Below are 22,660 nucleotides of genomic sequence, written 5' to 3'. Positions count from 1 at the left end.
TCCATGTTCAATCCGAAAGAGTTCAATCCGCACCAGCAAGACTGCATCGAAGTCCTCATTGAAAAGACCCGTCGCGGGCAGATCGACCGCCGCACCTTCCTCAAGGGCATGGGCTTGATGGCCGCCCTGCCGCTGGCCTTGCGCAGCGGCGTGAGCTTTGCCGCCGGCGACAAGCCGCTGGTGGTGGTGAACTGGGGCGGCGACGCCATCAAGGCGTTCGGCAAGGCCTGGACCGAGGGCTTCTCCAAGGCCACCGGCATCCCCACCAAGATCGACGGCAGCGGCCCCACCGAAGGCGCCATCCGTACCCAGCTGTCCAGCGGCCGGGTGAGCTGGGACGTAGTAGACGCGGAGAGCTCGGTGCTGCAGATCCTCGGCAAGGAAGGCCTGGTGCAGCCCATCGACTACAACGTGGTGTCCAAGGACAAGGTGCTGCCCGGTTTTGCCTACGAATACGGCATCGCCGACTACATGCTCAGCTACGTGATCGCCTACGACAGCGAGCGCTTCGGCGACAAGGCGCCCAGGACCTGGGCGGACTTCTGGGACGTGAAGACCTTCCCCGGCAAGCGCACCCTCTACAAGTGGATGAACGGCATGCTGGAGGCCGCCCTGCTGGCCGACGGCGTCACGCCGGACAAGCTCTACCCGCTGGATGTGCCGCGCGCGCTGAAGAAGATCGAGGAGCTCAAGCCCCACGTGCTGTCCTTCTGGGGCTCGGGCGCGGAAACCCAGCAGCTGCTGATCGAGGGCGAGGTGTCCATGGGCGCCATCTGGAACACCCGCGCCCAGGTGATCACCGAGGACAGCGAGGGCCGCATCAAGTGGACCTTCGACAACGCCCTGCTGGGTTGCAGCAACTGGGGCGTGCTCAAGGGCAACCCGGCAGGTACCGAGGCGGCCATGAAGTTCATCGCCTACGCCCAGGACCCGCAAACCCAGGTGGAGCTGTTCAAGATGTTCGGCAACGGCCCGGCCAACCCCGCCGCCGCGGCGCTGATCCCGGACGACCGCAAGCACCTGAACTGCACCGATCCTGCGAACCTGCCCAAGCAGGTGATGCTCAGCCACGAGTGGTACACCGACCACTACGGGGCGACGCTGGAGCAGTACCTGACCCACATTTCCAAGTGACGCGGAGCGCAGGTCATGGCCGATAACGCCCCCTCGCGGCTCAAGCTGGGCGCCCTGCTGCTGCCGCTGCCGGTGGTTCTGATCTTGTTCTACGTACTGCCCTTCCTCGGCGTGCTCGGCTGGAGCGTGACCCTGCCCGAGCCTGGGATCGAGCAGTACCAGAGAATCATCAGCGACCCGGCTATCCACGACGTGCTCTGGCGGACCTTCCGCCTGTGCACCACGGTCAGCGTGATCTCCCTGGTGATCGCCTACCTGATGGCCTACTGCTGGGTCTACAGCCCGCCGTTCTGGCAGCGCGTGGTGGAAATCTGCGTGTTCATCCCGTTCTGGCTGTCGGTGCTGGTGCGTGCCTTCGGCTGGCTGATCGCCTTGCGCAGCAACGGCCTGCTCAACGACTGGCTGCAGTACCTGGGCATCACCAACGAACCCTTGCAGCTCACCCGCAACGAACTGGGGGTGGTGATCGGCATGGTGCACTTCATGGTGCCCTTTGCGCTGTTCCCGCTGGTCTCGACCATGCGCCGCCTCGACCCGCGCGTGCTGCTGGCCGCGCGCGGGCTGGGCGCCGGGCAGATGCGCACCTTCTGGAGCATCTTCGTGCCGCAGACCATCCCCGGCATCCTCGGCGCCTTCATCATCGTCTTCGTGTTCTGCCTGGGCTTCTTCATCACCCCGGCGATCCTCGGCGGCGGGCAGACCGTGATGGTGGCCGAGTACGTCTACCTGCAGATGTTCCAGACCAGCAACTGGGGCCTGGGCGCCGCACTCTCGGTGGTACTGCTGGCGTTGGTCAGCGGGATGATCTGGGCGCTGTTGCGCATGACCCGCGTCGACAAGCTGGTGGGATAAGGAGCCGCAGTCATGAATTCGCACGAAACCAAAGCCCCCAGCCGCCTGCTGGCAACCATGGCGATGATCTTCATGGTCTTCCCGCTGCTGGCAGTGATCCCGGTGTCCTTCACCAGCAAGCGCTTCCTGTCGATACCCAACGGCAACTGGTCGCTACGGCATTACCAGGCGCTGCTGGACAGCCCCGAATGGCTCGCGGCGATCGGCCAGAGCCTGATCGTCGCCACCGCCACCTGCATCATCGCCACAGCCCTGGCGGTGAGCTTCAGCCTCGGCATCTGGTACCTGCGCTCGCGCCTGGCGACCCTGCTGATCGGCCTGGTGCTGTTGCCCATGGCGATTCCGCCGATGATCTCGGCGATGGTCCTGTACTTCATGGAAACCAAGGTCAGCCAGTTCGCCCCCGGCCTGGGCTACGACACCCTGTTCGGCCTGACCATCGCGCACATCGTGATGGTCGTGCCCTACGGCGTGGTGACCATGCTGGTGGCGCTGAGCCAACTGGACCGGCGCATCGAACTGGCCGCACGCAACCTCGGCGCGAGCCTGGGCCAGACCACCTTCATGGTGGTGCTGCCGAACCTCAAGCTGGGCGTGGCGAGCACGGCGCTGCTGTGCTTCGCATTGAGCTGGGAGGAAATCGCGGTGACCCTGTTCGTGACCAGCACCGAGGTGAACACCCTGCCGCGGCAGATCTGGTCCGGCCTGCGCGACAACATCGACCCGGCCGTGGCGGCCATCTCGGTGGTGCTGATCGCCCTGACCTTCGTTGCGCTGGTCGGGAGGATGGTTGCCCAGCGCATCGCTGCGCGACCGGCCGGCAGCTGAAAAACCTGACCTGTAGGAGCGGACTCCGTCCGCGATCGCACACCGGCCGCTCGTACAAGACCGTAGCGACGCGAGGCAATCGCGGACATAGTCCGCTCCTACGCGCCAGGCAACATCAGCGCAATGCTCACTCCACCTTCTTGCGAATCCAGTACAGGTAAGTCCCCGCCTCTTCCTGCTGCTCGACCAGCTCGTGGCCGAGGAAGACGCAGAACTTGGGGATGTCGCGGCGGGTGGAAGGGTCGGTGGCGATCACCTTGAGCAGGCCGCCGGCCGGCAGGTCGCGCACCTTGTTGTGCAGCATCATGACCGGCTCGGGGCAGTTCAGGCCGGTGGCGTCGAGAATTGCATCGACAGGCTGGGACATCACGTCACTCCAGAAAAACAATGCCGCATTGTCGCGCAAAGGGCACCGTGCGGTCACCCTGCGTCCGTCCGGGTCACCGAACCTTGGTTGGGGGGCGGCGCTGCGGGCGCCGGGCATGCTGGCGCATTCGCTCCCCCCACAATGGACTGTCGATGCGCGCCCTCCTCCGCCTGTGCCTCGTGCTGCTCGCCGGCTGCGCCGCCCGCGACCAGGTCCCCGACTTCAACGCCAGCGCCGGACAGGACCTGCCGGCCACCTGGTTCGAGGCGGTGATCATCGCCCGCGACGGCACCAAGCTTTCCGCCACCGTGTTCCAACCCGCTCTGAAGGCTGGCGAAACAGCGCCACTGATCGTCCACACCCACGGCTGGGGCGGCTGGCGGGTCACAGGGCCGGAGGGTTACTACGGCAAGAACATGATGTCCGGACGCGCCGCGCTGCGTGCCTGGAAGGCCGGCTTCTGGGTGGTCAGCTACGACCAGCGCGGCTGGGGCGGCAGCGACGGGCGCATCGAGATGATGAACCCGCAGTTCGAAGTGCAGGATGCCAGCGCGGTTATCGACTGGGCCGCGACGCACCTGGCCCGGCTGACCCTGGACGGCCCGAACGACCCGCGGGTCGGCATGCTCGGCGAAAGCTACGGCGGCGCCGTGCAGCTGCTGGCCTCGGCGGAAGACCCGCGCATCGACGCCATCGTGCCCATCGCCACCTGGTACGACCTCGCCGACGCCCTGGCGCCGGACGGCCAGTTGAAGATCGGCTGGGGCGGCGTGCTGGTGAGCCTGGGGCTGGCCACCGGTTACGACCTGGGCAAATTCGTCCAGGCCGATTACCTGCGCACCACCGGCGGGCGCATGGCCGCGCCGGTGCAGGCCGAGCTGCACACCCACAGTCTCGCCAGCTATTGCGCAGCCGGCCGCCTGCCCCACGCCGACGCCCTGCTGATCCAGGGCATGCGCGACACGCTGTTCCCGTTGGACCAGGGGTTGCAGATTCGCCAATGCCTCAAGCAGGGCCCGGCGGACGTGCGCCTGCTGGGCATGCAGGGCGGGCATATCCTGCCCCCACCACTGCAGGCCTGGAGCGGGATGCCGCCGTTCAACAACGAGCCGGTGATCCACTGCGGTTCACGGGCTATCAACCTCTATACCGGCATCGTCGCCTGGTACGAGGAAAAGCTGCGCAAGCGCCACGGCGCTGCCGACGGCGTGCCGAACCTGTGCATCAGCCTTGATCTCGACCAGGGCGTGGCACTGGACGACCTGCCGCCTCCCGGCCCCACCGTGAAGCTACCCGGCACGGCCATCCGCCCGGCGCTCAGCGGTCTGCTGCAACCTGCGCGGTTCATCCCCCTGCAGCGCGTCAGCGACCAAAGCGCCCTGTTCGGCAGCGCCGAAGTGAGGCTCAGCCAGCCGCTGACGGAGCTCCCCGACGCGCAGCTCTTCGCCGCGCTGGCAATCCGCAGCGCCGATGGGCGAACACGCCGCCTCGATGAGCAGGTAAAACCGCTGTCGAACCAGGGTAGTACGCAGCTGAATGCCGTCAGTGCCAGCCTCGCACCGGGCGATGAGATCGGATTGCTGGTAAGTGGCTTCAGCGACCAGTACCTGTTCAACAGTTCCTGGCGGATTTCCCCGGTCGAGCTGCGGGGTGAGGTGCAATTGCCAAGTCTCGTGCCATCGCAGCCGCACTTCGCCGAACGCCGGTAGATCAGCGCCTGGCGGCGAACCGTAGGATGGCGTGGAGCGAAGCGATACCCATCGACAAGTCGGCAGGCACCGCTGATGGGTATCACAAGCTCCACCCATCCTACGAAGAGCGAGCCAGTGCCACCCTGTAGGAGCGAGCTTGCTCGCGAACAGAGCCGCACCCACACTTCTCGGCAGAACGACTAGCGCAACGGCCCGTCCGGTGCCTCGTCCAACTGCGCCAGCAGCATCGGCTGGCCGTCACCCTCGGCAGGCAGCAGCGCCCACTGCTCCTTCCTGCCCAGGCGGCGGTACACCTGCTTGACCTGGCTCCCCAGGGGCAGCGGCGCCTTGAAGTGAGCGTCCAGGCGCACGTTCTCCGCCAGGCGGCGGCCGGTCAGGCTGCGTGCCAGGCCCCACATGCCGTGGGCGAAGGGTTTGCCGAAGCCGTAGTGCGAGGCCATCAGCCGTGACAGGTGCAATGGATTGAAATCGCCGCTCAGCCCCGCGTAGCGCCAGCCGACGATCTTCGGCACGCGCCACTGCACGCCGGAATGCACCGGCGCTTCCAGGGTGTGCCACTGGGCGCGCTCGGGCAGCGGATCGGGCTCGCTCCCGCCATCGAGGAAGTCGCCACGGCGCAGGTAGGTGGTGATCGACTGCCAGTAGAGCATGTCGTGGTGCCAGGCCTCGGTGACCACATCCACCTCCAGCCCCAGCTCGCTGCGGCGGCTGGTCAGGATGCGGCAGTCGAACTGCAACGGCTCGTTCTCGTCGAGCAGGCGGTAGCGCTGGATATGGCTGCGCAGGTGGATCAGCCCGACCACCGACAACGGCATGCGCGAGCGGCTGAGCAGGCGCAGGTGCAGCGGCAGGCTGATCACCTGCGGATAGAGCAGCGGCACGCCCAGCGACGGGTCGAGGCCGAAGTGCTGGCGATAGGCGCGCAAGTGGCGCAGGTCGAACTTCAGGGTGCGGCTGTCCATTGCCAGATAGGGCACACGTTCGCCCTGGCCGAGTCCGCGGCGTGGCAGCAGCATGCGGCTGTAACTGCCCAGGAGGGAGGGCAACTTTCGCTTCACGAACGGCTCCGGATGAATTCGCGCCGCCTAGCATGGGCAATACCGGGCGACACGACAAGCCACCAAAGGTCGGGTGGCGCCGCCGGACTGTTCCGAGTCGCTAGCGTTCGCCCTTCTCCAGGCGGCGCAGGTGACAGGTCACTTCCTCGCGGTCATGGTAGAGCTGCTTGCAGCCGATCTGCACCTTCAGGCCGCGCTCGCGGAAGGACTCCTCCAGGCGGTCGAGGATGCGCCGCACCTCGGCGTAGCGCTGCTTCATGGGCAACTTGAGGTTGACGACGGCCTCGCGGCACAGCCCCTCGCCGATCCAGGTTTCGATCATCGCGCCGGTGCGCGCCGGCTTCTCGACGATGTCGCAGACCATCCAGTCCATGCGCTGGCGCGGCCGGAAGGCGTAGCCGTCGACGCGCTGGTGCTCGACCAGCCCGGAGTACATCAGGTTCTCCGCCATCGGCCCGTTGTCCACGGCAACGACGCGCATCTCCCGGTTCACCAGCTGCCAGGTCCAGCCGCCGGGGGATGCACCCAGGTCCACGGCGAGCATGTCAGGCGCCAGGCGGCGGTCCCAGTCGGCGCGGGGAATGAAATGGTGCCAGGCCTCTTCCAGCTTCAGCGTCGAACGGCTGGGCGCCTCGCGGGGGAACTTCAGGCGCGGGATGCCCATGGGCCACATGGCGCAGTTGCGCGCCTCGGCCAGGCCGATGAAGGCCTCGCGGCCGGAGCGGAAGGTCAGCAGCAGGCGCGGCAGGCTGGGGTCTTCCACCAGCCTGCCGGCTTTCACCAGGGCGGCACGCAGCGGCTTCTCGAACTTGCGGCAGAAAGTCGAGAGTTCCTTGCCGTCGTTGGTGTCGAACACCTCCAGCCAGAGGCTGCCGCATTGCGGGGAACCGGCAAGGGCCTCGAGGATCGCACCGATACGATCCGTTTCCGGCAGCGCGGTGAAGCCGTTACCACGCGCCCACTGGCGCGCAAAGATCAGCTCGGAGAAACGCAGCTGGCGCATCAGGCGGTCGGCGCCATCGGCATCCATGCAGATGAATTCGGCGTAGGCGGTGGCAGGCTTGGCACGGGCGTAGCCGGGAATGTCCAGGCGCGCGGCGTGTTCGGACAGCTCGGCGCAGACCTCGTTCTCGAAGCCCGGGCGGCAGTGCAGTAAGAGGGTATTCATCGGGGTGTCTCCTTGGCCGCGCACTATAGAGGCTGGCCGCGAAGGTTTCATGCAGATTCACGGGAAATCTCCCACGACCGCAATCACTTGTTCTGAACCCCTGTCGGGAACCAGGAGTCCAGAACAGATGGAAATACCCTTTGGAGCGGTCTAGCTTGAGTGGTCTGGCCCAGCCTGCCAGAAGACTGCCCGATGATTGCCCTGCCTGGCGAAGATTGCCTCCGTTCGTGGACTGCCCGCAGGGAGGAAGCCTGCGATGGATCAGGACGTTAACGCCCTTCTTCGCCAGGTATCGCCAGTGCGCCACCGAATCGGCCGCGCTGCCGAACACGAGCAGAATCCAAGCCTGAGGAGAATGTCATGCCCGCCGTGGATAGCCTGAACAGCCTGCGCACCCTGGAGGTCGCCGGCAAGACCTATCACTACTACAGCCTGCCGGAGGCGGCGAAGAGCCTGGGGGACCTGGGCAAGCTGCCGATGTCCCTGAAGGTGCTGCTGGAAAACCTGTTGCGCTGGGAGGACGGCAACACCGTCACCGGCGACGATCTTAAAGCCCTGGCCGGCTGGCTGAAGACCCGCAGTTCCGAGCGCGAGATCCAGTACCGCCCCGCCCGCGTGCTGATGCAGGATTTCACCGGAGTCCCCGCGGTGGTCGACCTCGCCGCCATGCGCGACGCCATGGCCAAGGCCGGCGGCGACCCGCAGAAGATCAACCCGCTGTCCCCCGTCGACCTGGTCATCGACCACTCGGTGATGGTCGACAAGTTCGCCAGCCAGTCGGCGTTCGCCCAGAACGTCGAAATCGAGATGGAGCGCAACGGCGAACGCTACGCCTTCCTGCGCTGGGGGCAGAACGCCTTCGACAACTTCCGCGTGGTGCCGCCGGGCACCGGCATCTGCCACCAGGTCAACCTGGAATACCTGGGACGCACCGTCTGGACCAAGGACGAGGACGGCCGCACCTACGCCTTCCCCGATACCCTGGTCGGCACCGATTCGCACACCACCATGATCAACGGCCTTGGCGTACTCGGCTGGGGCGTGGGTGGCATCGAGGCGGAAGCGGCCATGCTCGGCCAGCCGGTGTCGATGCTGATCCCCGAGGTGATCGGCTTCAAGCTCACCGGCAAGCTGAAGGAAGGCATCACCGCCACCGACCTGGTGCTGACGGTCACCCAGATGCTGCGCAAGAAAGGTGTGGTCGGAAAATTCGTCGAGTTCTATGGCGACGGCCTCGCCGACCTGCCCCTGGCCGACCGCGCCACCATCGCCAACATGGCACCGGAATACGGCGCTACCTGCGGCTTCTTCCCGGTGGACGAGATCACCCTGGGCTACCTGCGCCTGTCCGGTCGCCCGGAAGAGGCGGTCAAGCTGGTCGAGGCCTACAGCAAAGCCCAGGGCCTCTGGCGTGAAAAAGGCCACGAGCCGGTGTTCACTGACTCCCTGCAACTGGACATGGGCGACGTCGAAGCCAGCCTCGCCGGCCCCAAGCGCCCGCAGGACCGCGTCGCCCTCGGCCAGGTCAGCCAGGCCTTTGACGACTTCCTCGGCCTGCAGATCAAACCCGCCGCCACCGAGGAAGGCCGCCTGCTCAGCGAGGGCGGTGGAGGCGCCGCTGTCGGCTCGGCGGAGTCCACCGGGGAGGCTGACTACCACTACGAAGGCCAGACCTACCGGTTGAAGAACGGCGCCGTGGTGATCGCCGCCATCACCTCCTGCACCAACACCTCCAACCCCAGCGTGATGATGGCCGCCGGTCTGCTGGCGAAGAAGGCGCTGGAAAAGGGCCTGCAACGCAAACCGTGGGTGAAGAGCTCACTGGCGCCCGGCTCCAAGGTGGTTACCGAGTACTTCCACGCCGCCGGCCTGACCCGCTATCTGGACGAACTGGGCTTCGACCTGGTGGGCTATGGCTGCACCACCTGCATCGGTAACTCCGGCCCGCTGCTAGACCCCATTGAAAAGGCTATCCAGCAGGCGGACCTGACCGTCGCCTCGGTGCTTTCCGGCAACCGCAACTTCGAGGGCCGCGTGCATCCGCTGGTGAAAACCAACTGGCTGGCCTCGCCGCCGCTGGTGGTCGCCTATGCGCTGGCCGGCACCGTGCGTATCGACCTGACCAGGGACCCGCTGGGTACTGGCAAGGATGGCAAGCCGGTTTATCTGAAGGACATCTGGCCGACCCAGCAGGAAATCGCCGATGCCGTGCAGAAAATCGATACGACGATGTTCCACAAGGAGTACGCCGAAGTCTTCCAGGGCGATGAGAAATGGCGGGCGATCCAGGTGCCTGACGCCCAGACCTACACCTGGCAGGACGATTCCACCTACATCCAGCATCCGCCGTTCTTCGAGCACATCGCCGACGCGCCGCCCAAGGTCGAAGACATCCAGAGCGCCAACATCCTTGCGGTGCTGGGCGACTCGGTGACCACCGACCACATCTCCCCCGCCGGCAACATCAAGAAGGACAGCCCGGCCGGGCGCTACCTCAGCGAGCACGGAGTGGCCTACGCCGATTTCAACTCCTACGGTTCGCGCCGTGGGAACCATGAGGTGATGATGCGCGGGACCTTCGCCAACATCCGCATCCGGAACGAGATGCTCGGAGGCGAGGAAGGCGGCAACACGCTCCACGTGCCCACCGGAGACAAGCTGGCCATCTATGACGCCGCCATGCGCTATCAGCAGGACGGTACCCCGCTGGTGATAGTCGCAGGCAAGGAGTACGGCACCGGTTCGTCCCGCGACTGGGCAGCCAAGGGCACCAACCTGCTGGGCGTGAAAGCGGTGATCGCCGAGAGCTTCGAGAGGATCCACCGCTCCAACCTGGTAGGCATGGGCGTGCTGCCGCTGCAGTTCAAGGACGGCCAGGATCGCAAGGCGCTGAAGCTGACCGGCAAGGAGGTGCTGAACATCAGCGGCCTGTCGGGCGAGCTGAAGCCGCACATGAACCTCAAGGTGACGGTGAAACGCGAGGACGGCAGCCAGGACAGCTTCGAGGTGCTGTGCCGCATCGATACGCAGAACGAAGTCGAGTACTTCAAGGCCGGCGGCATCCTCCACTACGTGCTGCGCAGCCTGATCTGAAGCGGCGCGGCGGCCTGCAATGGGCCGCCGCCCTCCTTTGGTTTCATTTCCGTGACCAGTGGCGATAGGCTATCGTCATTCTCTCGGCGTCACTCTTCTGACATTTTTTTGTGATTGCCATCAAATTTTCGCTCCGGCGGCCGATAAGCTGGACAGACGTACCATTTCGCCTTTTCCGAGATACCAGCCTGATGCGCAATAACCAGCCGATCACCCAGCGTGAACGCACCTTCCCCGCCGAACAGCGGCTGATCTCCACCACCGACGCGCGCGGCGTCATCAGCTACGCCAACGAGGCTTTCACCGCCATCAGCGGCTTCTCCCGCGAGGAACTGATCGGCGCGCCACACAACCTCGTGCGCCATCCGGACGTACCGCCGGCCGTGTTCACGCACATGTGGACGACCCTGAAGAAGGGCCGCCCGTGGATGGGCATCGTCAAGAACCGCTGCAAGAACGGCGACCACTACTGGGTCAGCGCCTACGTCACGCCCATCTATGAGCGCAACGAGATCGTCGGCTATGAATCGGTGCGGGTGAAACCCACCGCCGAGCAGGTGCGCCGTGCCGAAGCGCTGTACGCGCGGATCAATGCCGGCAAATCGGCCATCCCCACCCGCGACCGCTGGCTGCCGGTGCTGCTGGACTGGCTGCCGTTCATCCTGATCGGCCAGATCGGCTTCCTCATCGGTGCCTGGCTGAACTCCCACTGGGGCTTCCTGCTGGCCGCCCTGCTCTCGATTCCGCTGGGCCTGGCCGGCCTGGGCTGGCAGCAGCGCGGGCTGAAGCGGCTGCTGCGTCTGGCCGAGCAGACCACCTCCGACCCGCTGATCGCGCAGATGTACACCGACAGCCGTGGCGCCCAGGCGCGCCTGGAAATGTCCATCCTCAGCCAGGAAGCACGGCTGAAGACCTGTCTGACCCGTCTGCAGGACACTGCCGAAACCCTCACCGAGCAGGCCCGCGAAGCCGACTCACTGGCTCACCACAGCTCCGCCGGGCTGGACCGCCAGCGCCAGGAAACCGAGCAGGTCGCTACCGCTGTCAACCAGATGGCCGCCACCACCCAGGAAGTGGCCGACAACGTGCAGCGCACCGCCGACGCTACGCGCCAGGCCAACGACCTGACCACCGAAGGCCGGCAGATCGCCGCCGAGACCCGCGAGGCCATGCAGCGGCTGTCCAGCTCCGTGGGTGAAACCGGCGAAGCGGTCAGCCAACTGGCTCGCGACAGCGAGCAGATCGGTGGCGTCGTCGATGTGATCAAGGGCATTGCCGATCAGACCAACCTGCTGGCGCTCAATGCCGCCATCGAGGCTGCACGCGCTGGAGAGATGGGTCGCGGCTTCGCCGTGGTCGCCGATGAAGTCCGCTCCCTGGCTCAGCGCACAGCCGAGTCAACCGGGCAGATCCACCAGCTCATCGCCAACCTGCAGAACACCGCCACCGAGGCGGTGCGCGCCATGGAATCCGGGCGCCGCCAGGCCGACGAAGGCGTGGATCGTGTGCTGCAGGCGGACAATGCGCTGGTGGGCATCAGCGACGCGGTGGCCAACATCACCGAAATGACCACCCAGATCGCGGCTGCCGCAGAAGAGCAGAGCGCCGTGGCCGAGGAGATCAACCGCAACATCAGCACCATCGCAAGCCTCGCCGACCAGACCTCCGGAGAAGCCCAGCGCACCGCCATGCTCAGCGAAGAGCTGACGCAGACCGCGCACCGGCAGTACTCGCTGGTGGAGCGCTTCAATCGCTGAGGCCGGACCTGAAGCCGCTTTCCCGTAGGGAAAGTCCTTCTGAGGCTCGCCCTCTCCCGGCCCTGACTGCGCGCCCCACCCCGAAGGGAGAGGGCTATTTCCGTGGCGCTGAAGCAATCGTTTCAACCCGCACCGAACCAGTCCCCCTAACCCTTCAGGGAGAGGGTTCGGGAGAGGGAAAACCCAAGGCACAGACCTTAGGAGAGTGACAGTTGCCCCCACCGGGTGTGCCTGCCAGCTATTTGAAATCCCACTGCATCTGCGCCGGAATGCTGACATCCCGTGAAGAATGCACGCACACCTCCACGTAATCGGTGAAGCGTGGCGGTGCGGCAATGCCTTCGTCCAGCAGCCGCTGGTTGTCAAACAGGTAGTTGACTGTACAGGCGCAGCGCCCGCAGCACCAGCCTTGGATTGGCCTTGCCGATGCGGCTCTCGAAGCTGCCGGCCAGCTCGCGCAGGTCTTCGCTGCTGACCTTGCGGTAGCGCACACCCACCGGTTCCTCGCCACGCGCGTCGGCATAGGCGCGATCGATCTCACCGAAGGTGCAGGCCGAACCGTGGCCGGCGGAGATGTGGTAAAGGCTGTGGCTCAACGCCGGCTTCAGCGCCAGGGCCACGAGCGCTTCGGCGCAGTAGTCCACCGGGATCACATCGATCTGCTCGTCGAGGCCGCAGGTGAAGCTCTCCAGCGCGAAGCCCATGCGGAAAACCCAGAAGATGCTCCCCGAGGCCCGGCAGCCCAACTCACGGTGCCCGACCACGATGGAAGGCCGCGCCACCACCAGTGGCAGCGACGGCAGTTCCTCGCGCATGCGCCGCTCGATCTCGGCCTTGGAGGCGGTGTAGTCCACCAGTTGCTCTTCGCTATCGGGGAAATCCCAGGACTCGCGCACCGGCGACTCGCGCTGCGGCCCGCAGCACATGGCCGTGCCGACGTGCAAGAAGCGCTTGAGGTTGCGCGACTGGCTGAGCAGCCGGGCGAAGGCGAAGGTGCCCTCGACGTTCACCGGCCAGATGTTCGGGTTCTTCGAGAACGAGGCCACCGCCGCGCAGTTGATCACCTGTTCCACGCGCATCAGGCGGGCACGCTCGCCGTGCATCCAGGCGGTGTCGAGCAGGTCGCCGCAGAGAACCTGGCTCTCCTCCAGGCTTTCCAAAGCCCTCTCCGGCACGCAATGCAGGCGCAGGTTGTCGCGTAGCCGCTCCAGGCCCTGTCCTGGCGTTTCGGCGCGGACCAGGAACAGCAACCTCGGGCCATGGCCGTCAACGATCAGGTGGGCGGCAACGGCGCCGCCGAGGAAGCCGGTGGCACCGGTCAGCAGGAGGCTGTGCGCGGCGCCGGGGGCATATCGGAGGGGTTGGGTGGCAATGCGTTCAGCGTAATCGGGGTTCATGGCAGCGTTCGGCCTGTCCTCTGGAAGCGGGGCGTCGGCTGCAGGGAGCCGACGCCAGCGAGGATAGGAACGCCTGCATTAAGGACCGATTAGGGCAATAGAAACGCTTCGATCCTGGCGGCGGCGCTTTCCAGATGCTGCTCATGGGTCAGCCCGGAGGCCTTGAGCGGCTTGAGGTCGTGATCGGCCGCCGCCAGCCAGTGCAACTGGATTGTCGGCGACAGTGAGTAGTTTTCGACGGTGGGGCGATCACCCAGCGCATCACGCTCGCCCTGCACGATCAGGGTCGGCGTCTTCAATTCGGCGAGATGGGCAACACGAGGTCTTTCCGGCTTTCCCGCGGCATAGAACGGGTAGCCGAGACAGACCAGCGCATCGGCGCCCAGTTCGTCCGCCAGCAGGCTGGCCATCCGCCCGCCCATGGACTTTCCGCCAATCGCCAGCCTGCCCATGACCTCGGCGCGAACCTGCGCGTAGACCTGCCGCCAGCATTCCAGCAACTGCTTCTGCGGGTTCGGCGGGCGGCGCTTCCCGTCCTCGCGGCGCATAGCCATATAGGGGAACTCGAAGCGCACCACCGAGATACCTCGTTTGGCCAGACGCGCGGCGACGTCGTCCATGAACGGACTGTCCATCGGCGCCCCCGCTCCATGCGCCAGAACCAGCGTCGCCGACACTTCGTCCCGCGCCGGGTTCCGCAACAGCGACAAAGGACCGCAGGCACGCGCGACACGGGTCTCAGGCGCCAATTGATCCGAATCAATATTCACAGAGGTGCCTTTATCCATCCTTCACTCCGCTAATTTCGAATTAGTACCTATCCCAAGGGGGAGGGGCGGCATACGCCGTAAGCCGTAAAAAACCTTGCCGGGATGGGCATAGCCCATAACCGTGGATGGAAGCCCATAAATGAGCACAACCAATCAGACCGCTTATAACTATAAGGTGGTCCGCCAGTTCGCCATTATGACAGTGGTGTGGGGGATCGTCGGCATGGCCGTCGGTGTCCTGATCGCCGCGCAACTGGTGTGGCCGGACCTTAACCTCGGCTTACCGTGGACGAGCTTCGGGCGCCTGCGTCCGCTGCACACCAATGCGGTGATCTTCGCCTTCGGCGGCTGCGCACTGTTCGCCACCAGCTACTACTCGGTACAGCGCACCTGCCAGACCCGCCTGTTCGCAGGCCCGCTCGCTTCCTTCACCTTCTGGGGTTGGCAGCTGGTGATCCTGTGCGCGGCCATCACCCTGCCGCTGGGCATGACCTCTTCCAAGGAGTATGCCGAGCTGGAGTGGCCGATCGACATCCTGATCACCATCGTCTGGGTTTCCTACGCCATCGTCTTCTTCGGCACGCTGATGAAGCGCAAGACCAAACATATCTATGTGGGCAACTGGTTCTTCGGCGGCTTCATACTGACCGTGGCCATCCTGCACGTGGTCAACAACCTGGAAATCCCGGTCAGCCTGACCAAGTCCTACTCGCTGTACTCCGGCGCCACCGACGCGATGATCCAGTGGTGGTACGGCCACAACGCCGTGGGCTTCTTCCTGACCGCCGGCTTCCTGGGGATGATGTACTACTTCGTACCCAAGCAGGCCGAGCGTCCGGTCTACTCCTATCGCCTGTCCATCGTGCACTTCTGGGCACTGATCGCCGTCTACATCTGGGCCGGCCCGCACCACCTGCACTACACCGCCCTGCCGGACTGGGCGCAGTCCCTGGGCATGGTGATGTCCCTGATCCTGCTGGCTCCGAGCTGGGGCGGCATGATCAACGGCATGATGACCCTCTCGGGCGCGTGGCATAAGCTGCGCACCGACCCGATCCTGCGCTTCCTGGTGGTGTCCCTGGCCTTCTACGGCATGTCCACCTTCGAAGGCCCGATGATGGCCATCAAGACCGTCAACGCCCTCTCCCACTACACCGACTGGACCATCGGCCACGTGCATGCCGGCGCTCTGGGCTGGGTCGCCATGGTCTCCATCGGCTCGCTCTACCACATGATCCCGAAGGTCTTCGGCCGCGAGCAGATGCACAGCGTGGGCCTGATCAATACCCACTTCTGGCTGGCCACCATCGGCACCGTGCTGTACATCGCCTCCATGTGGGTCAACGGCATCACCCAGGGCCTGATGTGGCGCGCAGTGAACTCCGACGGCACCCTCACCTACTCCTTCGTCGAAGCCCTGGCCGCCGGCCACCCCGGCTTCATCGTGCGGATGATCGGTGGTGCCATCTTCCTGCTGGGCATGCTGGTCATGGCCTACAACGTCTGGCGCACCGTCGCTGCGGCCAAGCCGGCTGAAATGCAAGCCGCGGCGCAGATGGCCTGAGGAGACCGACATGAAACACGAAGTACTCGAGAAAAACGTCGGCCTGCTGGCCCTGTGCATGGCCGTCGCCGTCAGCATCGGCGGCCTGACCCAGATCGTTCCGCTGTTCTTCCAGGACGTCACCAACACCCCGGTCGAAGGCATGAAGCCCTACACCGCGCTGCAACTGGAAGGTCGTGACGTCTACATCCGCGAAGGTTGCGTAGGCTGCCACTCGCAGATGATCCGCCCGTTCCGCGCCGAGACCGAGCGCTATGGCCACTACTCCGTCGCCGGCGAAAGCGTCTGGGACCACCCGTTCCTCTGGGGTTCCAAGCGTACCGGTCCGGACCTGGCCCGCGTCGGCGGCCGTTACTCGGACGACTGGCACCGCGCGCACCTCTACAACCCGCGCAACGTGGTGCCGGAATCGAAGATGCCCGCCTACCCCTGGCTGGTCGAGAACAAGCTCGACGGCAAGGACACGGCGAAGAAACTGGAAGTGATGCGTGTCATGGGCGTGCCCTACACGGACGACGACATCGCTGGCGCCAGCGATTCCGTCAAAGGCAAGACCGAAATGGACGCGGTGGTCGCGTACCTGCAGGTCCTCGGCACCTCCATCAAGAACAAGCGGTGACAGCATGGATATCGGGACCATTCGCGGCCTCGGCACCGTCATCGTGATGGTGGCCTTCGTCGGCGTACTGCTCTGGGCTTACGGCGGCAAACGCAAGGAGCGCTTCGACGAAGACGCGCTACTGCCCTTCGCGGATGACCCGGCAGCCAAGCGTCACGCTGAGCAAGAGCAAGCTTCTAGGAGCAACAACGCATGACTACCTTCTGGAGTCTGTACATCACCGTTCTAACAGTCGGCTCGCTGATCGCCCTGCTGTGGCTGGTATTCGCCACCCGCAGCGGGCAATCCTCGAACACCACCGACCAGACCATGGGCCATGCCTTCGATGGCATCGAGGAATACGACAACCCGCTGCCCAAGTGGTGGTTCATGTTGTTCGTCGGCACCATCGTGTTCGCCGCCGGCTATCTGGTCCTCTACCCCGGACTGGGGAACTGGAAAGGCGTCCTTCCGGGCTACGACGGCGGCTGGACCCAGGACAAGCAATGGGAGCGTGAAGAAGCCCTGGCCAAGGAAAAATACGGCCCGATCTTCGCCAAATACGCGGCCATGCCCGTGGAAGAAGTCGCGAAAGACCCGCAAGCCATTAAAATGGGCGAGCGACTCTTCGCCACCTATTGCTCCATCTGCCACGGCTCGGACGCCAAGGGCGCCCAAGGCTTCCCGAACCTGACCGACAGCGACTGGCGCTGGGGCGGCACTGCCCAGGACATCGAGACCACCATCCTGGGTGGCCGCCACGCCGCCATGCCGGCCTGGGGTGAAGTGCTGGGCGACAAGGGCGTGCAGGATGTAGCCGCCTTCGTTACCGCCAACCTGGACGGACGCAAGCTGCCCGAGGGCGTGACCGCGGACAACGTCGACAACGGCGGCAAGCTCTTCGCCACCACCTGCGTCGCCTGCCACGGCCCTGAAGGCAAAGGCAATCCGATGATGGGTGCGCCTGACCTGACCCACCCGGGCGCCTTCATCTACGGCTCCAGCTACGCGCAACTGCAGCAGACCATCCGCCACGGCCGTCAGGGCCAGATGCCAGCGCAGGAGCAGTACCTGGGCAAAGATAAAGTGCACATTCTCGCCGGTTACATCTACAACATTTCCGGCCAGGCGAAGTAAACTCCCGCCCCAACTCGCGCCCTGGAAAGGGCGCGAGTTTCTCTCTCCCGCAATATCGCGACGAAGTGTCGCACCCTCTCTAACTCCCCTTCTTCACACCCTTCCCGTTCGCGTCTAAGCTCATTTCCATTCGCAAACCTGCAATACGACTAACCTGATCCACTTTCCAGGTTGGGACGAGCGAGCCGAAACGTGCGTCAAACCGGGGCGCAAAGCGCTCTGAAGCAGGCGTGAAACCGGCACCGCACCCCGGTCCGGCGCGTTGCAATGGCCACCTGCTTTCTCCATACTTGCCGCCGTTTTTTTGTCCATAAAATCCAAAAACCGTGGAACCTTAGAATGAGCACAGCAATCAGTCCGACTGCTTATAACTATAAGGTCGTCCGCCAGTTCGCCATCATGACGGTGGTCTGGGGGATACTTGGAATGGGGCTCGGTGTTTACATCGCCTCACAGTTGGTTTGGCCCCAATTGAACCTGGACCTGCCCTGGACCAGTTTCGGCCGCCTCCGTCCGCTGCACACCAACCTGGTGATTTTCGCCTTCGGCGGCTGTGCTCTCTTCGCGACTTCCTACTACGTCGTACAGCGCACCTGTCAGACCCGCCTGATTTCTGACAGCCTCGCTGCCTTCACCTTCTGGGGTTGGCAAGCGGTGATCGTGCTGGCCGGCATCACCCTGCCGCTGGGCTACACCTCCTCCAAGGAGTACGCCGAGCTGGAATGGCCGATCGACATCCTCCTGGCCATCGTCTGGGTTACCTACGCGGTGGTGTTCTTCGGCACCATCGTCAAGCGCCAGACCAAGCACATCTACGTGGGCAACTGGTTCTACGGTGGCTTCATCCTCGTGACCGCCATGCTGCACATCGTCAACAGCATGGAAATCCCGGTAACCGCCTTCAAGTCCTACTCGATCTACGCCGGCGCAACCGACGCGATGATCCAGTGGTGGTATGGCCACAACGCCGTGGGCTTCTTCCTGACCACCGGCTTCCTCGGCATGATGTACTACTTCGTTCCGAAGCAGGCCGAGCGTCCGATCTACTCCTATCGCCTGTCCATCGTGCACTTCTGGGCACTGATCACCCTGTACATCTGGGCCGGCCCGCACCACCTGCACTACACCGCCCTGCCGGACTGGGCGCAGTCCCTGGGCATGGTGATGTCCCTGATCCTGCTGGCTCCGAGCTGGGGCGGCATGATCAACGGCATGATGACCCTCTCGGGCGCCTGGCATAAGCTGCGCACCGACCCGATCCTGCGCTTCCTGGTGGTGTCCCTGGCCTTCTACGGCATGTCCACCTTCGAAGGCCCGATGATGGCCATCAAGACCGTCAACTCCCTGTCGCACTACACCGACTGGACCATCGGCCACGTACACGCCGGCGCTCTGGGCTGGGTTGCGATGATCTCCATCGGCTCCCTGTACCACCTGATTCCGAAGGTCTTCGGCCGCGAGCAGATGCACAGCGTTGGCCTGATCAACGCCCACTTCTGGCTGGCCACCATCGGTACCGTGCTGTACATCGCCTCGATGTGGGTCAACGGCATCACCCAGGGTCTGATGTGGCGTGCGATCAACGCCGACGGCACCCTCACCTACTCCTTCGTGGAGGCCCTGCAGGCCAGCCACCCGGGCTTCATCGTCCGCGCACTGGGCGGCGCCTTCTTCGCCTCCGGCATGCTGCTGATGGCCTACAACACCTTCCGTACTGTGCGCGGTTTCAAACTGGCTGACGCCGATGCCGCTGCCCAGATCCCCGCTGTAGGAGCTCACTGATGAAGCACGAAGTAGTCGAGAAGAACATCGGCCTTCTGGCCTTCTTCATGGTCATTGCGGTGAGCATCGGCGGTCTGACCCAGATCGTTCCGCTGTTCTTCCAGGACGTCACCAACAAGCCGGTCGAAGGCATGAAGCCGCGCACCGCGCTGGAACTGGAAGGCCGTGACATCTACATCCGCGAAGGTTGCGTAGGCTGCCACTCGCAGATGGTCCGTCCGTTCCGCGCCGAGACCGAGCGCTATGGCCACTACTCCGTCGCCGGCGAAAGCGTCTGGGACCACCCGTTCCTGTGGGGTTCCAAGCGTACCGGTCCGGACCTGGCCCGCGTGGGCGGCCGCTACTCCGACGACTGGCACCGCGCGCACCTGTACAACCCGCGCAACGTGGTGCCGGAATCGAAGATGCCCTCCTACCCCTGGCTGGTGGAGAACAAGCTCGACGGCAAGGACACGGCGAAGAAAATGGAAGCCCTGCGTACGCTGGGCGTGCCCTACACCGACGAAGACATCGCCGGTGCCCGTGACGCCGTCAAAGGCAAGACCGAGATGGACGCTGTCGTCGCCTACCTGCAAGGCCTCGGCACCATCATCAAGAGCAAACGGTGACTGTGATGGATATCGGAACCATTCGTGGAATCGGCACAGTCGTAGTCATGGTCGCCTTCGTCGGCGTCCTGCTCTGGGCCTACGGCGGCAAACGCAAGGAGCGCTTCGACGAAGACGCCATGCTGCCCTTCGCGGATGACCCGGTCGCCAAAAAGCACGTCGAGCAAGAGCAAGCTTCTAGGAGCAACAAAGAATGACAACCTTCTGGAGTCTGTACGTCACCGTACTTACCCTGGGCACCATCTTCGCCCTGGCGTGGCTGCTGTTCGCCACCCGTCGCGGCCAGCGCAGCGAAGCCACCGACGAGACCGTCGGGCATGCCTTCGACGGCATCGAGGAGTACGACAACCCGCTGCCGAAGTGGTGGTTCATGCTGTTCGTGGCCACTTTCATCTTCGCCCTCGCCTACCTGGTTCTTTATCCGGGCCTGGGCAACTGGAAGGGTCTGCTGCCGGGCTACCAGGACAAGGCCGAATTCGCCAATGGCGAAAAAGGCTGGACCGGTGTGCACCAGTGGGAAAAGGAAATGGCCAAGGCCGACGAGAAGTACGGCCCGCTGTACGCCAAGTTCGGCGCCATGCCGATCGAGGACGTGGCCAAGGACGAACAGGCCCTGAAAATGGGTAACCGCCTGTTCGCTTCCAACTGCTCCGTCTGCCACGGTTCCGACGCCAAGGGCGCCCACGGCTTCCCGAACCTGACCGACGCCGACTGGCGCTGGGGCGGCGAGCCGAAGGACATCATCGCCACCATCGAAGGCGGTCGCCACGCGGCCATGCCGGCCTGGGGCGAAGTCATCGGCGACCAGGGGGTTCATGACGTAGCAGCCTTCGTCACCACCAAGCTGGACGGCCGCAAGCTGCCAGAAGGCGTGACTGACGACCAGGTCGCCAACGGCCAGAAGATCTTCGCCACCAACTGCGTGGCTTGCCACGGCGCGGAAGGCAAAGGCACTGCAGCCATGGGCGCACCGAACCTGACCCACCCGGCTGCCTTCATCTACGGCTCGAGCTTCGCTCAGCTGCAGCAGACCATCCGCTACGGCCGTCAGGGCCAGATGCCCGCTCAGCTTGAACGTCTGGGCAAGGATCAGGTTCACCTGCTCGCTGCCTACGTGTACAGCCTGTCCCATGGTGAAGGTGAGAAGAGCGCGGAATAATCCTCCTCTTTCCTACACCCATAGCGACACCCAGCGGCGCCGGTTTCTATACCGGCGCCGCTCTATTTCTGGGTCCATAATTCCTTGCGCGACCAACTGTCGCACCGTTGCAACACCCACCACGCCGTATCATTGTTAGGCGTGCAAGCATATTTCTGACCCTCTCGGCATGTATCGACAGGGCGCCCTCCCGCTGCCGTGGAATGCACTGATGAGCAAACAGATTCCGGTCCAGGACGTTACTCCGCCCACCAAGGGCAAGGGTGAAAGCGTCGACCTTTATGCCTCCCGGGAAAAGATCTACACCCGAGCCTTTACCGGGTTCTTCCGAAACCTCCGCATGGCCGGGGGCGCCCTCCTCTTCCTTCTCTACTTCGGCACCGTGTGGCTGACGTGGAACGGCCGCCAGGCCGTGCTCTGGGACTTGCCCGAGCGAAAGTTCTACATCTTCGGCGCCACCTTCTGGCCGCAGGACTTCATTCTGCTCTCGGGCCTGCTCATCATCAGCGCGTTCGGGCTGTTCTTCATCACCGTGTTCGCTGGCCGCGTCTGGTGCGGTTACACCTGCCCGCAGAGCGTCTGGACCTGGATTTTCATGTGGTGCGAAAAGGTCACCGAAGGTGACCGCAACCAGCGCATGAAGCTCGACAAGGCGCCCATGAGCGGCAACAAGCTGCTGCGCAAGATTGCCAAGCACAGCCTCTGGCTGCTGATCGGCCTGGTCACCGGCCTGACCTTCGTCGGCTACTTCGCCCCCATGCGCGAACTGCTCAGCGACCTGGTCACCGGCCAGGCGGACGGCTGGGCGTACTTCTGGGTCGGCTTCTTCACCCTCGCCACCTACGGCAACGCCGGCTGGCTGCGCGAGCAGGTGTGCATCTACATGTGCCCCTACGCACGCTTCCAGAGTGTGATGTTCGACAAGGACACCCTGATCGTCTCCTACGATCCGCGTCGTGGCGAAAAGCGTGGCCCGCGCAAGAAGTCTCTGGACTACAAGGCCCAGGGCCTGGGCGACTGCATCGACTGCACCATGTGCGTACAGGTCTGCCCGACCGGCATCGATATCCGCGATGGCCTGCAGATCGAGTGCATCGGCTGCGCCGCGTGCATCGACGCCTGCGACAGCATCATGGACAAGATGAACTACCCGCGCGGCCTGATCAGCTACACCACCGAACACAACCTGTCCGGGCAGAAGACCCACCTGGTGCGCCCGCGCCTGATCGGCTACGCCATCGCCCTGTGCATCATGATCTGCCTGCTGATCACTGCCATCTTCCTGCGCCCGCTGGTGGGCTTCGACGTCAGTAAGGACCGCGTACTCTACCGCGAGAACGCCGAAGGCCGGATCGAGAACGTGTACAGCCTGAAGGTCATGAACAAGGACCAGAAGGACCACACCTACGTGCTCAGCGCCAAGGGCATGGACGGCCTGATCCTGGAAGGCAAGAAGGAAATCTCGGTGGCGGCCGGGGACATCTTCACCATGCCGGTGGAACTGTCCATCGACCCGGAGAAGCTGCCCTCCACCACCAACGAGATCAGCTTCACCATCCAGTCGGTGGACGACCCGTCCATCAGCAAGGAATCCAGCAGCCGCTTCATCGGCCCGCGCGTTCGTTGAACCGCCGCTGAACGAATTGGCACCCCATGTTGCGCATGGGGTGCCAGTG

19 protein-coding genes and 1 pseudogene are annotated in these 22,660 nt (G+C 64.4%); 15 read left to right on the top strand and 5 right to left on the bottom strand.

Annotated elements, in window-relative coordinates; translation table 11 throughout:
- Positions 1-3 precede the first annotated feature (3 nt).
- Genes MJ122_RS24800 through MJ122_RS24790 form a run of 3 tightly spaced genes read left to right on the top strand, consistent with a single transcriptional unit; the run spans position 4 to position 2,814 of the window.
- Positions 4-1,134 (top strand): ABC transporter substrate-binding protein, encoded by a 1,131-nt coding sequence (locus tag MJ122_RS24800; protein WP_088420926.1) that lies wholly within the window; start codon positions 4-6, stop codon positions 1,132-1,134.
- A gap of 15 nt (positions 1,135-1,149) precedes the next feature.
- Positions 1,150-1,986 carry an ABC transporter permease gene (locus MJ122_RS24795; protein ID WP_239746360.1) on the top strand — a complete coding sequence of 279 codons (837 nt, stop codon included), beginning with the start codon at positions 1,150-1,152 and terminating at the stop codon, positions 1,984-1,986.
- A gap of 12 nt (positions 1,987-1,998) precedes the next feature.
- A complete protein-coding gene (locus MJ122_RS24790) occupies positions 1,999-2,814 on the top strand; it encodes an ABC transporter permease (protein ID WP_239746358.1) in 816 nt (271 codons plus the stop codon).
- Positions 2,815-2,941: 127 nt separating this feature from the next.
- On the opposite strand, the gene tusA is transcribed toward MJ122_RS24790, so the two are convergent.
- Positions 2,942-3,181, bottom strand: a complete 240-nt coding sequence (tusA, locus tag MJ122_RS24785) for a sulfurtransferase TusA (RefSeq protein WP_239746357.1) — start codon at positions 3,179-3,181, stop codon at positions 2,942-2,944.
- A gap of 152 nt (positions 3,182-3,333) precedes the next feature.
- Here tusA and MJ122_RS24780 point away from each other — a divergent pair, with 152 nt between their 5' ends.
- Positions 3,334-4,890 (top strand): alpha/beta fold hydrolase, encoded by a 1,557-nt coding sequence (locus tag MJ122_RS24780; RefSeq protein ID WP_239746356.1) that lies wholly within the window; start codon positions 3,334-3,336, stop codon positions 4,888-4,890.
- 182 nt (positions 4,891-5,072) lie between these two features.
- Here the strand turns inward: MJ122_RS24780 and MJ122_RS24775 are convergent, their stop codons facing one another.
- Positions 5,073-5,951, bottom strand: coding sequence for a MaoC family dehydratase (locus tag MJ122_RS24775; protein ID WP_239746355.1), 879 nt, complete (start codon positions 5,949-5,951; stop codon positions 5,073-5,075).
- A gap of 100 nt (positions 5,952-6,051) precedes the next feature.
- Entirely contained in the window at positions 6,052-7,119 is a 1,068-nt protein-coding gene (gene rlmM, locus MJ122_RS24770; protein WP_239746353.1) for a 23S rRNA (cytidine(2498)-2'-O)-methyltransferase RlmM, read from the bottom strand.
- Between the two features lie 360 nt (positions 7,120-7,479).
- Here rlmM and acnA point away from each other — a divergent pair, with 360 nt between their 5' ends.
- The gene (gene acnA, locus MJ122_RS24765) at positions 7,480-10,212 is read left to right on the top strand and encodes an aconitate hydratase AcnA (protein WP_239746352.1); all 2,733 of its coding nucleotides are present in this window, start codon (positions 7,480-7,482) and stop codon (positions 10,210-10,212) included.
- A 191-nt stretch (positions 10,213-10,403) separates the two neighbouring features.
- Positions 10,404-11,969, top strand: coding sequence for a PAS domain-containing methyl-accepting chemotaxis protein (locus MJ122_RS24760; protein ID WP_239746351.1), 1,566 nt, complete (start codon positions 10,404-10,406; stop codon positions 11,967-11,969).
- Between the two features lie 238 nt (positions 11,970-12,207).
- On the opposite strand, the pseudogene cprA reads toward MJ122_RS24760, so the two are convergent.
- Both cprA and MJ122_RS24750 read right to left on the bottom strand, forming a co-directional pair.
- Positions 12,208-13,366, bottom strand: a pseudogene (cprA, locus tag MJ122_RS24755) (cationic peptide resistance protein CprA).
- 89 nt (positions 13,367-13,455) lie between these two features.
- Complete coding sequence (locus MJ122_RS24750; RefSeq protein WP_239746350.1) at positions 13,456-14,154, bottom strand: alpha/beta family hydrolase; 699 nt, start codon at positions 14,152-14,154, stop codon at positions 13,456-13,458.
- 121 nt (positions 14,155-14,275) lie between these two features.
- Between MJ122_RS24750 and ccoN (MJ122_RS24745) the strand changes: the two genes are divergently transcribed.
- The 9 genes from ccoN (MJ122_RS24745) (at position 14,276) to ccoG (ending at position 22,611) form a co-directional block, all read left to right on the top strand.
- Positions 14,276-15,700, top strand: a complete 1,425-nt coding sequence (gene ccoN, locus MJ122_RS24745; protein WP_088420918.1) for a cytochrome-c oxidase, cbb3-type subunit I — start codon at positions 14,276-14,278, stop codon at positions 15,698-15,700.
- Between the two features lie 10 nt (positions 15,701-15,710).
- A complete protein-coding gene (ccoO, locus tag MJ122_RS24740) occupies positions 15,711-16,319 on the top strand; it encodes a cytochrome-c oxidase, cbb3-type subunit II (protein WP_017516306.1) in 609 nt (202 codons plus the stop codon).
- Between the two features lie 4 nt (positions 16,320-16,323).
- Positions 16,324-16,515, top strand: coding sequence for a CcoQ/FixQ family Cbb3-type cytochrome c oxidase assembly chaperone (locus tag MJ122_RS24735; protein WP_017516305.1), 192 nt, complete (start codon positions 16,324-16,326; stop codon positions 16,513-16,515).
- Complete coding sequence (gene ccoP, locus MJ122_RS24730; protein ID WP_017516304.1) at positions 16,512-17,435, top strand: cytochrome-c oxidase, cbb3-type subunit III; 924 nt, start codon at positions 16,512-16,514, stop codon at positions 17,433-17,435. Before MJ122_RS24735 ends, ccoP (MJ122_RS24730) begins: the two co-directional genes overlap by 4 nt.
- 339 nt (positions 17,436-17,774) lie before the next feature.
- Positions 17,775-19,217 carry a cytochrome-c oxidase, cbb3-type subunit I gene (gene ccoN / locus MJ122_RS24725; protein WP_239746349.1) on the top strand — a complete coding sequence of 481 codons (1,443 nt, stop codon included), beginning with the start codon at positions 17,775-17,777 and terminating at the stop codon, positions 19,215-19,217.
- A complete protein-coding gene (gene ccoO, locus MJ122_RS24720) occupies positions 19,217-19,825 on the top strand; it encodes a cytochrome-c oxidase, cbb3-type subunit II (protein ID WP_017516817.1) in 609 nt (202 codons plus the stop codon). Before ccoN (MJ122_RS24725) ends, ccoO (MJ122_RS24720) begins: the two co-directional genes overlap by 1 nt.
- A 5-nt stretch (positions 19,826-19,830) precedes the next feature.
- The gene (locus tag MJ122_RS24715) at positions 19,831-20,022 is read left to right on the top strand and encodes a CcoQ/FixQ family Cbb3-type cytochrome c oxidase assembly chaperone (protein ID WP_026078771.1); all 192 of its coding nucleotides are present in this window, start codon (positions 19,831-19,833) and stop codon (positions 20,020-20,022) included.
- Positions 20,019-20,984, top strand: a complete 966-nt coding sequence (gene ccoP, locus MJ122_RS24710) for a cytochrome-c oxidase, cbb3-type subunit III (protein WP_017516819.1) — start codon at positions 20,019-20,021, stop codon at positions 20,982-20,984. The genes MJ122_RS24715 and ccoP (MJ122_RS24710) overlap by 4 nt, the downstream gene beginning before the upstream one ends.
- A 211-nt stretch (positions 20,985-21,195) precedes the next feature.
- Positions 21,196-22,611: a cytochrome c oxidase accessory protein CcoG gene (gene ccoG / locus MJ122_RS24705; RefSeq protein ID WP_239746348.1), complete on the top strand. Its 1,416-nt coding sequence runs from the start codon at positions 21,196-21,198 to the stop codon at positions 22,609-22,611.
- The last annotated feature ends 49 nt before the right edge of the window (positions 22,612-22,660 follow it).

The sequence above is a fragment of the Pseudomonas sp. DP-17 genome (assembly GCF_022380625.1).
Classification (GTDB): Bacteria; Pseudomonadota; Gammaproteobacteria; order Pseudomonadales; family Pseudomonadaceae; genus Pseudomonas; species Pseudomonas nitroreducens_A.
Note: the sequence above shows the minus strand (reverse complement) of the source record. Positions and strands in the feature narration are given on the sequence as shown.